This is a genomic window from Parashewanella tropica (assembly GCF_004358445.1).
GTDB lineage: Bacteria > Pseudomonadota > Gammaproteobacteria > Enterobacterales > Shewanellaceae > Parashewanella > Parashewanella tropica.
Genome location: NZ_CP037951.1, coordinates 3,769,129 through 3,780,572 on the forward strand (window position 1 = coordinate 3,769,129; position 11,444 = coordinate 3,780,572).

Here is an 11,444-nt window from a genome sequence, read left to right on the forward strand (position 1 = left end):
ATATAAAAAGGAAAACATGGCAGTTTTAGAAATTCTCACAGCCCCAGATCCAAGACTCAAAATAAAAGCTGAAAAAGTTCAAAACATCGAAAGTATTCAAACATTGATCGATGATATGTTAGATACCCTTTATGCTACGGATAACGGTATTGGTTTAGCGTCTACACAAGTTGGCCGTAAAGAAGCTGTTGTTATTATCGATATTTCAGAAAATCGAGACGCGCCCTTAATTCTGGTTAATCCAGAGGTTATAAGTGGTACAAATAAGGCTTTAGGACAAGAAGGCTGTCTTTCTGTGCCTGATTACTATGCTGATGTCGAGCGCTTTACCTCTGTTAAAGTCTCTGCGTTAAATCGTGAAGGTGAGGAAATAACCGTTGAAAGTAATGACTTTCTTGCAATTGTGATGCAACACGAAATCGATCACTTGGCTGGTAATTTATTCATTGATTATCTTTCACCACTTAAGCGTCAAGTCGCAATGAAAAAGGTTAAAAAGTATCTTAAAACCCAGCGTTAAGAGTTACAAACATGGACAATGGTATGAACTGTATGGATGTTAGCTTGGTAGGTATTGTGAAGCATTTATCTTTTCCTATTAACAGCTTGGAGAAACTATGAGTGCAATTGAAGCATTTTCAATTATTAAAGATATTTGTCTGGCTGTTGCAGCTGTAACTACGGCGTATGTTGCTTATACAGGGCTTGAAAAGTGGCAAAAAGAATTGCGTGGTAAAGCTAATTTTGAAGTTGCAAGAGAGCTTATAAAATCTATATATAAATTACGAGATGAACTTAGCTACTGCCGTTCTCCGTTTATTTTAGCTTCTGAATTTCCAGAAAATTATAAAGGTTCATTCGATAAGCATTCTGACTACGAAGAAGGACAGGCTTGGAGCTATGTTTACTCTAAAAGATGGGAGCCTGTTGGTGAAGCTGTTCAAAAATTTGATACTGCAGTTTTAGAAGCTGAAGCACTTTGGGGAACAGAAATAAAAGATAAAGCATTAAAGCTTCGTAAATGTGTACGAAACCTTCAAGTTGACATTGAAGCTGTTATTAATGATAAATATTCAGGTGGAGAACATTTTCAAGATCGTGATTTTGCAAACAAAGTAAGAGCTTCCGTATCAGATAGCAAATCCAAAGATAATGAATTAACTAATAAGATAAATGCTGCTATTGACGGATTAGAGTCTGAGATTAGGCCTCATCTATCTCGTTGTTAACAAAGTAATCAATGCGTTGTTAGGTTGTCGAGCGAGATATATGTGAGAATATCCAAGAAATGACCTTGTGTTTTGAACAAAATTTCGGCATGCAGAATCTCTAGTAGAGTTCTATGGATTCTGTCTCTGTGGTATTTATAAATGATATTTGTTGATTTTTAGATCTCTCATTGCATATTTTTGCAGTATTGTTCACTTGTTTCTCAAATTCCAATCCCATTACAAACTGCTGGATTTTTTCAGCATCCCTTGATGCCCTCAGAATTTCTTTAGGATCATCCTGTAAAACCTTAATCCATGCATCCACATAGGCCGCATGTTGCCCAAAGTCATGGCCTATTTGAAGTTCATCTCCGATCATCAACGAGGCGATTTCGGCTCTGAGTTCTTCTTTGGCGTAGGATTCGTCACCGAAGCGACCTGTCATATCTCGATTGAGTCTGTGGCTGGCGCCGCTGGCGTGCGCTCCCTCATGAAGCAGACATGAATAATATTTATCAGCAGTATCAAACTGTGCTCTTCTTGGCATATGTATGCTGTCGGTTGATGGACTGTAGTAGGCATTGTCGTGCTGATCATGATGAAGAATAGCACCAAGATTATTCATGATTTTCTCTGCCCGTTCATGCCGTTGCCAGTCGGGTTCTGTTTTGATTTCAAGCTCTGGTAAGCCTTCAATTTGTGTGGCATTAAAGACAACTGCACTGATGACTTTGGGTTTTTCTAGCTTGATAGTTTCTTTCAAAGGCTTTCCATCTACCCCTAAGATCTTTTTGCCGTTACAGTCGGTTTTGTCTACCTTGTCGAATAGCTTCCAATATTGAACTATGGTTCCATGCTGCCCTTTTATTACTTTGGCATCTAAGCTATTCGCTTGTTTGAAGGTCATCCACCTTGGATCTTCTCTGCCTTGCATGGCTAACCATATCGCATTGGAACCTTTGTACTTAGTGCCACTAACTGGATTGTGAGGCATTCTTGGTTCGCCCGGCTTCCAAGGTAATTGCCAAGGTGCAGTGCCTTGTTTTAGCTGCTCAATAAGCTTGTTGGCGATTTGTTCATGATAAGGGATTTTGGTCTTTGGGTTCGTCGGCATGGTTTAATCCTCATCAGTATCAACTTCGGTGGCTTCCCATGCGTCTTGTTCAGATAGCGCATCTTCCTTAAATGCCCCCAGTTCTTCGGCTTCCACTGCCGTGACTTCTACAATGTTTTGTGGTGTGTTGAGCAGAGTTAATTTTTCATCGAGTTTAGTGTTCGAGTTGGTGTTCATAGTGGTTTTCCTTATGTGGTGCAAAACGGGATTTGGCAATTGAGTTTTGTGGGGTAAACCTCTGCTTAAATCGCTCTAATGCGGATTGTGGTTTGGCTTGTGTGGTAGCTTGTTGCTTTGGTGGTGAAGTGGTTGGCTGAGCTTGGAGCTTTACCGATTGAGTCTGTTGAGATTGCTTGTCTATATTGATCCCTTGCTGTGCCAAGCGTTGATAATCCAATGGTTTTGGTTTGTAGCCTGTGACTTCCATGCCTCTGATTTTTGCTTGTAGCCATGCTTCACGTTTGAAGTTCTGACTGCCTCTCAGCTTGATTTGTTGCCAACCTCGATGTTCGGCAATGGCCAATAAATCCATAATAATTTTGCTATGTTCAAGCCGTGTTTGTAACTTGGTGCCTTTGTCGATAAAGGCCAGTGCTGCTGAGTTTCGATTTGGGAAATAGCTTTTGCCGTTAGCAGAGGTATAGCGCATATACAGATGCTTGGGCATCGGCATTTTTGATGCTCCTTGCTCAGGTTGTTCCTTGTTTGGTTTCGGAGGCCGTGTCGGATTGTCTGGCTTTGTCTCCAATTCAGTTTCTGGTGTTTTTATTTGTCCATGCTGAGGTTTATGCTGCATTGTAGTTATGGTTTTGAGTGTGGAGCTGACAGGCATAATGCTATTAAGCGGTGGCTGTAATCGTTCTGGCTTTTGGTACTTTAGTTCTGGCCAACAGCGTTCAATATAGCCTTCGATTTGCTTTTTCACTCTGAATACGCTGTTACTCATATGTAAGTCATTAAAGTCGGTTAATCCATGTTGGATCTGCTCTGTAGAAAACTTAGGTGTTAGCCAATGCCCACCGACTAAGTTGGCTGACTCTCTGGCTTTTTGTATGCCTTTATTGATTTGATTTTTATGGTCATTGTCAGCAAGGAACAGATGTTTAGCATTGGGATACTTAGCACTGATATTTTCAGCGACCTTGGGCATATTGCCCGCATCTACCGTCATCACTACGCTGCGACCTGTGGCTTCGGCAATACTGGCTGCTGTCGAATAACCTTCGGCATACAAAATTGGCTCATTAGTGTTTAGCGGTCTATCGCCCACCACAAAGAAGTGTCCTGATTTTTGTGCGCCTTTTTTAAGGCACTTAAAGCCATTAGAGCTGATCCGCTGAAGGCTATGGATATTTTGTTCAGTATCATAAAGCGGGATCACCAAGCGGCCTTTCTTGTCCTGACATACACCGGGATAAGTTTGTACGCCTTTGCGACTCAGATAGCCTTGACCAGAGTTTGCCGTGGGTAGCTGTCGATACAGCTGAGCGCAGCGTTTAGCGTGGTGTTGCTGCTTTTGATTTAAGCTTTGTTCTCGTTGATAACGAATATTGGTCATATGCGCTTTTTGATGGAGACGTGCGGTTGGATCGGCTTGTTCAAAGCTGGCATGCCATTTTTGCGGTTCGCTGTGATTGCGGTGATCTTGATACCAGCCAACTGGGTGGCTATCATTAAACACCGCATAGACACCACTTTTCTGACCACGTTTATCGTCTTGTGTCGCCACTCGATGAATTTGCCCATCCATTATTGGTGGCTCTTTCAGTAAGAAGCCTGCTGTTTCCAGCACATTATTAAATTCAAGCAGGGGATCGGTATCGCTGTGCTGTTTCATCATGTTGGGATCGGGCAGCCAAGGTTCTACTTTGCGTTTTTCAGTTCCAGCTTTGGCATACCACAAGCCTTGTTCACCATCAAAGCTAATGGCAGCAACACCATTGTTGAGTCTGCCAATTTCTTGTTGGGCTTGCGCTCTATCTTCATAACCCACAGCCAGATAGGTTTTGTGCTTCAATTGCTCATTACTCATAGTTTTCATCTCCCACTACATTTTTGAAATCAGTAACCAAGTCGCTCATTGGTATTTTTTGAGATATAGGTTTGAGTTCTGTTTGGCTCGGTTGCTCTGCAAGACTATTGACAGGTTCAGATCGCTCAATACTTGCCGCATCGCCATCCTCAGCGCAGCGAATTTGAGTGATAGTGATTGAGTGTTGCTTGGGTGTAACTTTTGGGATGTCTGGTATTGAATAATGATTTTTATCAGGATGATTACCCCGAACAGTTAGCTGTTTGTCTTGATACCAACGTAGTTTTTGGCATTTTACGGGTGGGCAATTTTCGAGAAGTAAGATGGCGTTATCAGCGCCCATTTGCATTAGCTCTTGTGGCAACATTAAGGCTCTACCGTGATCACTCACACTTTCACTTTTTCCGCCTTTGCCTGATAACTGTCGGCTACGACTGCGATTGTTGATGGTGGATGTGCCAAGGCTATCGGAGATTTCTCTGGCCACTTTGGGATTTTTCGGTGCAAACACGATTTGCAGCGCATGGTTATCCATCAAGGTTTCAGCGCTATCGTGACCGTAAATTTCTCTAAGCTGAGCAGGCGATTGAATGATGGTGAGCAGTCTTAGTCCATAACCTGCGACATAACTTATCCCTTTGCTTAATATGCCAACTTTGCCAATGGCAGCAAACTCATCGAGTAGCAATAGCACTTGGTATTTCAGCTGTGGATTTTGCTCTGGCAGCTCTCTGGTGTTGAGGTCAATGAGTTGTTGAAAGAACAAGTTGATGAGTGGTGATAAACGACTTAAATCATCGGGTGTCACACCGACATAAATCGACATTTTTTGTTGGCGTATTTGGCGTAAATCAAAGTCATTACATGCAGTTACCGCATCAATCACAGGGTTATAAAACAGCTCTAAAGCCGAAGTGAAACTTTTACGCACAGAGCCACGAGTACGCTCTGGTGTATCAAGATATTCTTTCAGGGCTAATAGGCATTGGCTGGATAGACTTACATTGGAATCTAATCTCAACTCTAATTGCTGAGCCAGATATTCATCGCCTTGAGTAAGCAGTCTTAACATTTCTCCCATAGTCACAGGTAAAGGTGGCGATTCAATTAGGTACAAGACCAAGCCTAACCATAATGAACGAGCTGAGGCTTGCCAAACTGGAGCTTCATTATCGATATTGGGAAACAGCATTTGCCCAATTTTCTGAATATCGTTAATGCGAAAGCTTGGATCATTGGAAATGTAATACAGTGGATTCCAGCGGTGGCTTTGGTAGTTTCTTGGGGCAAGGTTAAGCAGAAAACAATGTTGGCCGTGCTCCTTTCGAAAACCTGCGCTGATGTGCCAGTTTTCTTGCTTGATATCCAACACCACCACTGAATCTTGCCAGCTAAGCAAGTTGGGAATAACCACGCCTACACCTTTACCGCTGCGAGTTGGCGCAGACATTAATACATGTTGTTGACCTGCAAACTGTAGGTATTGCTCGGACAACCCAAAGCGTTTTTTGCCGACGACGATGCCAGATTTAACTAGTAGGCCAGCCTGCTTGATTTGTTTAGTGTCGGCAAATTTTGCATCACCGTAAATTGGCTGCTTTTTTGTTTTGAGCTTCTTAGCAACAAAGGCAATTACAGGCGCAAAGCCAATGGTAACGGATAAAGTGAGATAAAACTGAGTGATTTTTTGATGGCCGAAGTAGTAAGCGTATTTGAAAATAGTTATCGGACTGGACTGCTTTGCATCGAGGTTGGCGAACCATAAGAACAAAGCACCACAGAGCCATAGACTGGCGACTAACACGCCAATGATGCTTGATAAAATAATCCAGCCACGCTTGTTCATCATGCCTCCATGCCCTTTGGGTTAAAGAACACTTCACTTACAAAACGCCTGCCGTTGACCACTTGCAGCTGCATAATTACATCTACACATAAATGCAGAAGTTGTTTAATGTCTTCTCTGGATAATGACGAACCAGCTTGGCTTTCTTTGAGTAGTAACATCAGTTGTTCCATCGCTAACTTAGGGCTTCCTGCGTGCATGGTGGTGATACTGCCCGGATGCCCTGAATTGATATTTCGAAGAAAGTAAAAAGCTTCATCACCACGAATTAACTCTGCGACAAACACTCGGTCGGGTTTCATTCGTAAGCTGGCTTCTAATAGGTGCTTTTGAGTGATATTGGCAATGCCTTGATTACCAGCGGAATAGAACAAACTGACGGTATTGGAGTGAGTGTTATAGAGTTGTAATTCATCGACATTTTCTATAGATATCAATCGCTCTGAATCTGGGACTTGTTGTAGCAATGAGCGTAGAAATGTAGTTTTTCCTGAGCCTGTCGCACCAGAAACGATGATGTTTTTTCGAAGCTTGATAGCAAGTTTTAGGAAAGCGGCAATATCGCCGTTTTGCTTAAGCTCAATCAGCTGTTGTTCGCTTTGTTGTTGGTTATCCACTTCAGAATGTTGAGGGTTGAAATAGCCTTGTTGGTGGTAATCATCCAAACTAAACACCACACTTGATGGTTTGCGAATAGTCAGGCTGATTTTGCCGATTAAGGTCACAGGTGGTATGGCGATTTGGACTCGCTCACCATGAGGCAGTGTGGCCGATAAAATGGGATGTGAAGCATCCAACTTTTGTCCTGAATAGGTGGCAATGAGTTTGCTTAAGCGTTGGCAATATTCCAGTGTGATGGTATTGGATTTATGTTTTTCCCAGCCTTTGTTGGATTCGGTTAAGACCTGCTTAGGTTGATTAATGACAATTTCGGTAATACTGGGCTGCATCAAGTAAATATTCAGCAATTTCAAGTGTTCCAGCAAAGCCAACGAACGACAATCTTCGATGTTGACATCAGAACGCGGGCTTTGATTAGCGGCTAAGAGTAAGCTCATAAACGCCCCTAAAATCTAAGTCTCTGGCCACAAACACATTGATGTGTTCCCCTTGGTTTTTATACAAAGTTGGTTTGATATGAATCGAGTCTTGAAGGGCAATAGAAGCGAAATTTTTAGTGCCGCCAATGGTGTCACCAAATTGGATTGTATTGGTATTGCCTTTGGATTTATTGGCGTAATAAGTACCGACATCACCAATCAGACTGAGTAACATGGCACTGCCAAAACGCTGGCCAAAATGACCATCTATATAACCACTGTGACCGCTGCGACCAAGACTGTCAGTTCCCGGTGAGGCTAAATCTAAAATCACACCTGTTGGTGTTTCGATGCGATTCCACAACACAAATATTCGAGCTTGTCCTTGCTCTAACCCGGCTTGATATTCACCGACAATATGACTGCCTTTTTCCAATAACAGCACCTTGCCATTGGTAGAGTAAATATCACGACTTAACTGGCAGCGAGTCATTCCTGCGACATCACTACTAATGGCGGTTTCTAATATGCAATCAAGAAATGCGCCTTTGGTGATAAACAAGTTAGGATCAATGACACGGCTTGCGATGCTGCCCTGAATCTTGGTGGCCTGCAGCTGCTGGTTGAGAGAGTGACTATTGGGCTGCGCTTGGTTCAGGTCAGGTAATGATTCTTCCTGTTGAGTGTTTTTTGAAACTGCCTCTTGTGAGCTGTTATTGAGCACCAATAAACCGTCTAACTGTTTACGTTGTAGTGGCGTGAGAGTTTTCTTTTGACCGCTAAAACGAGCTAAATGACCGAATTGAGGTGAGTTTGGTTCGTCTAATTGCCCAGTGTGAATGATTGAGCCTTTATCTGTGTTTGATGTTGTTGCTTTAGTGGGAATTAAGCGCTTATCTGGCTCAGGAGGCGCCCCCAAATGGTCGGCAATGGTGTAATGATGTTGGGCTGAGTTGCTATCAGATTTAGCATGACTGAAGCCGCCATTGATGGCGACTAACAACACAATCATTAAACCTGCAATCACAACCATCACAGCTTTGGTGAGCCATGAATTGTTTTGCACTCGATTGCCTAGCTCTGGAACTGGATTAGATGACAGTTCTTCAACTGGATTTGACGACGGTTCAGTCATGCTTTACCTCCCGTCTTTTCGCAATTCTCTTCACCTTTGGGATTTGTGTTTTTTGATAGCTTTCTGACTGTTCTGAATCAAAGGATTGGTTAAACAAACACAGAACTAATTGGCCTTGTCTTAGAACCAGTCTTCGTACCACTCGCCTGATCACTATAGTGTCCGGAAAATCAGGGTTGATATGACTGTTAACTAGACTTTCGCTGTTGTCACTATTCACGGTATACACCGCTGGTAGGTCTTGTTTTTGATTGAATTTGAGATAAGTAAAGCGACCATCATCAAAGACCGTTACAGGAAGTAAGGCTTTATCACCTTTATAGAAATAGTTTTGGTTATTCACCTGTGGCGTGGTGTGACGATTAAGTTCATCGTCAAGTAACTGCTGTTGATTGTGTTGGTGTAGCTGATTTTTAAGATCATCAGGATAGATAAAATCCACCGTAAACATCATATTGCGGCTTGTCGCTTGGTTAGTGTTTTTAAGCTGTGACGCATTTAACTCAAATTGATAGACATGGCGATTAGTCAGCACTGTCATATTGGTGATGGCTTGTTGGGCTTTAGGTTTGATAAAAATGTGATTGTCTACTGGCGTTACACTCCATGCAGCACTGTCGCCCATCGCAATTTGCTTAATGGCTTCACCACTGGCAAAGGCAATATCGGTGGCAAAACCATAGTGACCAACTAACTTCACCACTTGCTGAGGATTGAAATTGATATGGCGCACTCGTCTATCAAAATGGCCAATGTGGGGCGTTTCCAGTGCCAATGCCGTTTTACTAATAACCAGTAAGGCAAACAACCAATTTATCCAAGAGAGTCGATTCATCTTAATCCCCTCCCGTGGCTTGATCATTGCGATAACTCAGCACTTGAAAACCAAGAGGGTTTAATTGTCTGTCAGATACCGACATTGGCGCATTGCGATAAGTGAATGTGATGGTGGCGACCCAATGGGTTAGCGAATGATCTTCACCGACTTGTTTAACTTGCTTGGTATAACGCACTAACGCCGTAGTGGTTTGCTCTCCATTATTCTTGTCGTGTCCAATAAAACTGATGGCATTCACTTTAATAAGCACTTGCGCTGATTGACCATAAAGGTTGATTGGCGCATTTGAGTTAGATTTGGGATCAGTTTGTAAACCGTAATCTTGCTGAATATTTTCATCGGACATTAGGCCGATAAGCTTTCTGTCATAGCTGCGGGTTTGCCACTGGTAGCCTTCTCGATGACGTAGATATTGAGCTAAGAAATATTTATCTAATACTTCTTGCGCCTTTTGTTTCACTTGCCCATTACTGGTCAAGGTTGAAACCACGTCCACAAAGCCTGTGTTGTTATCGACTCGAATCACAAAAGGTTCGATGGATTTCAGCGGCATTAAGGTAATGAGGCTGATAGCCAAAAGCGTGGCAAGTAAAGCCAGTAATAAACAGCATTTCCAAGCTCGTTGCTCGGATTGTTTGATTTTGACATTCAGCTCAGCATCCCAACCTCTGGCATCAGCAAAGTATTTCTGAAGAAGCTGCTTATCAGTCAAATGCTGCTCAAGTTCAGCCATGACGTACCCCATTTGGTTTAATAAAAAGTGGCTTGATAACAATAGGCTGAGTGTTCACAGGTATTAGTCCTTTACCATCGTCTTTGCAATGCGGTGGTTTGGGCATACTGGAGCAGTGTGTGAGTAATAGGATGAAGCATACTGAAATTAGCTTTTTCATTGTTCACTATCTCCTGAAATACTGTTGCCACCAAAGCGTTGTTGGTAGGCACGATAACCCGAACCAACAGGCTTAATTGGTGCAGATAACGCTTGACCTGTGTAGTTCAAATCTCTTCTGAGAGTGCGGTATTGATGACGTAAGGTGGTAGGTCGCATGGCATGAAAACTATTCGAAATCGCCCCATGAGCAGCAATCGCTACCCCGCCACCTAGGGCTGAAGCCATTGCGGGAATTTGCTTCATCACTAAAATGCACAACCCCATCACAATGCACAACATGGAGCTGTCGCTGAGGGTGGTTAGAGCAGCATGGTTGAGAGAGATTTGTGACAGATACTTGGAGGCCACCGTTGTCATCAATTGCCCTGACGAGACTCCAAGTAACAAGATGAAGCCGAAGTTGAGTACCATGCCCAGCCAGCTTTCAAAAAAGCGTTGAGTGGCTTGAAACAGAAGCAGAACAAAGAAAGCTGGACCGATTGCTAGCAGCACACTGACCATGACTTTGCTCAGTAAAATAAAGAACGCCACTAATAAAGTCAGGCAACCACCGATGGTTAAAATCCCCATTGCCAAAATATACATGCCAAAGTTGCCGTTCATGACGCCACCTTGTCGCCATGCATTATCGGCAAGGATGAGAATTTGGCCGAACAGGTGATCTAACAGCTGCGCCGCATTTTGAGTTTTAGTGCCTGATACAACAGCGGCTAAAAACTGTGGCGTTTCACTTAAAAACCGGACTACGGTTTGATTGTAATGACCAACGGTTAAGCCCAAAGTCAAAATAAACCCAATCCGAATGATGCGAAAAAATCCCTCTTGTAATGGCTCCTGACTACGTCCAAACATCATTGAGTAGCCCCAAATCACTACCCACAAGATCATCATGCTAGTGAATACAGGGATAAGATATTGAATAAGCCTTGCCGAACCTTGCTGCACATAGTTGTGTAAGGCTTGATCCACCAAGCTGAAAATACTGCGATACAGATTACTGGTAGCCGCCATTTTGATCACTCTTTTGGGTGAGCCATATCAGCTGGTAGCGGTACAGGATCACCAGCCACAATGTCATTTGCCGCTTGTTGAGCGTTAATGCATTCAGGATGATTGCGATACTTAGCTGGATTGTTACTGCATTGGGTTAAGGTTTGCATCAAGATTTTCTGATGCTGTTTAAACCAAGCCACATCATGAGCTTGGTTTTGCTGACTATGGTGATTGCTCATTTTTGAACATCCAGCCACTAGGCTGATTGTTAGTGAAACAAGAATAAGATTGATGGCTTTCATGCAGAGTCCTCATTGTAGATTTAATGGGTTCTGCCGTC

General features: G+C 42.9%; 12 protein-coding genes. 2 read left to right on the forward strand and 10 right to left on the reverse strand.

Going from position 1 to position 11,444, the window contains the following annotated elements:
* Positions 1-16 precede the first annotated feature (16 nt).
* Positions 17-520: a peptide deformylase gene (gene def, locus E2H97_RS16620; RefSeq protein ID WP_133408170.1), complete on the forward strand. Its 504-nt coding sequence runs from the start codon at positions 17-19 to the stop codon at positions 518-520.
* A gap of 97 nt (positions 521-617) precedes the next feature.
* Entirely contained in the window at positions 618-1,229 is a 612-nt protein-coding gene (locus E2H97_RS16625) for a hypothetical protein (protein ID WP_133408171.1), read from the forward strand.
* Between the two features lie 100 nt (positions 1,230-1,329).
* Here E2H97_RS16625 and E2H97_RS16630 read toward each other — a convergent pair whose 3' ends face one another.
* From E2H97_RS16630 to E2H97_RS16675, 10 genes are all read right to left on the reverse strand, one after another.
* Complete coding sequence (locus E2H97_RS16630; RefSeq protein ID WP_133408172.1) at positions 1,330-2,325, reverse strand: ArdC family protein; 996 nt, start codon at positions 2,323-2,325, stop codon at positions 1,330-1,332.
* A 3-nt stretch (positions 2,326-2,328) separates the two neighbouring features.
* Positions 2,329-2,502, reverse strand: a complete 174-nt coding sequence (locus E2H97_RS16635) for a conjugal transfer protein TraD (RefSeq protein WP_133408173.1) — start codon at positions 2,500-2,502, stop codon at positions 2,329-2,331.
* A complete protein-coding gene (locus E2H97_RS16640; RefSeq protein ID WP_133408174.1) occupies positions 2,480-4,357 on the reverse strand; it encodes an LPD7 domain-containing protein in 1,878 nt (625 codons plus the stop codon). Before E2H97_RS16640 ends, E2H97_RS16635 begins: the two co-directional genes overlap by 23 nt.
* On the reverse strand, positions 4,350-6,206 hold the full coding sequence (locus tag E2H97_RS16645; RefSeq protein WP_133408175.1) for a type IV secretory system conjugative DNA transfer family protein: 1,857 nt from the start codon (positions 6,204-6,206) through the stop codon (positions 4,350-4,352). Before E2H97_RS16645 ends, E2H97_RS16640 begins: the two co-directional genes overlap by 8 nt.
* Complete coding sequence (virB11, locus tag E2H97_RS16650; protein WP_133408176.1) at positions 6,203-7,261, reverse strand: P-type DNA transfer ATPase VirB11; 1,059 nt, start codon at positions 7,259-7,261, stop codon at positions 6,203-6,205. Before virB11 ends, E2H97_RS16645 begins: the two co-directional genes overlap by 4 nt.
* A complete protein-coding gene (gene virB10 / locus E2H97_RS16655; RefSeq protein ID WP_170308340.1) occupies positions 7,239-8,378 on the reverse strand; it encodes a type IV secretion system protein VirB10 in 1,140 nt (379 codons plus the stop codon). The genes virB11 and virB10 overlap by 23 nt, the downstream gene beginning before the upstream one ends.
* A complete protein-coding gene (virB9, locus tag E2H97_RS16660) occupies positions 8,371-9,213 on the reverse strand; it encodes a P-type conjugative transfer protein VirB9 (RefSeq protein WP_170308341.1) in 843 nt (280 codons plus the stop codon). Before virB9 ends, virB10 begins: the two co-directional genes overlap by 8 nt.
* Position 9,214: 1 nt before the next feature.
* Positions 9,215-9,949: a VirB8 family type IV secretion system protein gene (locus tag E2H97_RS16665; RefSeq protein WP_133408178.1), complete on the reverse strand. Its 735-nt coding sequence runs from the start codon at positions 9,947-9,949 to the stop codon at positions 9,215-9,217.
* A 156-nt stretch (positions 9,950-10,105) separates the two neighbouring features.
* Complete coding sequence (locus E2H97_RS16670) at positions 10,106-11,122, reverse strand: TrbL/VirB6 family protein (RefSeq protein ID WP_133408179.1); 1,017 nt, start codon at positions 11,120-11,122, stop codon at positions 10,106-10,108.
* A gap of 5 nt (positions 11,123-11,127) precedes the next feature.
* Positions 11,128-11,406 (reverse strand): EexN family lipoprotein, encoded by a 279-nt coding sequence (locus E2H97_RS16675; protein WP_133408180.1) that lies wholly within the window; start codon positions 11,404-11,406, stop codon positions 11,128-11,130.
* Positions 11,407-11,444: the final 38 nt, after the last annotated feature.

Bases quoted from the DNA above. Each gene is read 5' to 3' on its own strand.
- def (WP_133408170.1), top strand. From the start codon at position 17: ATGGCAGTTTTAGAAATTCTCACAGCCCCAGATCCAAGACTCAAAATA.
- E2H97_RS16625 (WP_133408171.1), top strand. From the start codon at position 618: ATGAGTGCAATTGAAGCATTTTCAATTATTAAAGATATTTGTCTGGCT.
- E2H97_RS16630 (WP_133408172.1), bottom strand. From the start codon at position 2,325: ATGCCGACGAACCCAAAGACCAAAATCCCTTATCATGAACAAATCGCC.
- E2H97_RS16635 (WP_133408173.1), bottom strand. From the start codon at position 2,502: ATGAACACCAACTCGAACACTAAACTCGATGAAAAATTAACTCTGCTC.
- E2H97_RS16640 (WP_133408174.1), bottom strand. From the start codon at position 4,357: ATGAGTAATGAGCAATTGAAGCACAAAACCTATCTGGCTGTGGGTTAT.
- E2H97_RS16645 (WP_133408175.1), bottom strand. From the start codon at position 6,206: ATGATGAACAAGCGTGGCTGGATTATTTTATCAAGCATCATTGGCGTG.
- virB11 (WP_133408176.1), bottom strand. From the start codon at position 7,261: ATGAGCTTACTCTTAGCCGCTAATCAAAGCCCGCGTTCTGATGTCAAC.
- virB10 (WP_170308340.1), bottom strand. From the start codon at position 8,378: ATGACTGAACCGTCGTCAAATCCAGTTGAAGAACTGTCATCTAATCCA.
- virB9 (WP_170308341.1), bottom strand. From the start codon at position 9,213: ATGAATCGACTCTCTTGGATAAATTGGTTGTTTGCCTTACTGGTTATT.
- E2H97_RS16665 (WP_133408178.1), bottom strand. From the start codon at position 9,949: ATGGCTGAACTTGAGCAGCATTTGACTGATAAGCAGCTTCTTCAGAAA.
- E2H97_RS16670 (WP_133408179.1), bottom strand. From the start codon at position 11,122: ATGGCGGCTACCAGTAATCTGTATCGCAGTATTTTCAGCTTGGTGGAT.
- E2H97_RS16675 (WP_133408180.1), bottom strand. From the start codon at position 11,406: ATGAAAGCCATCAATCTTATTCTTGTTTCACTAACAATCAGCCTAGTG.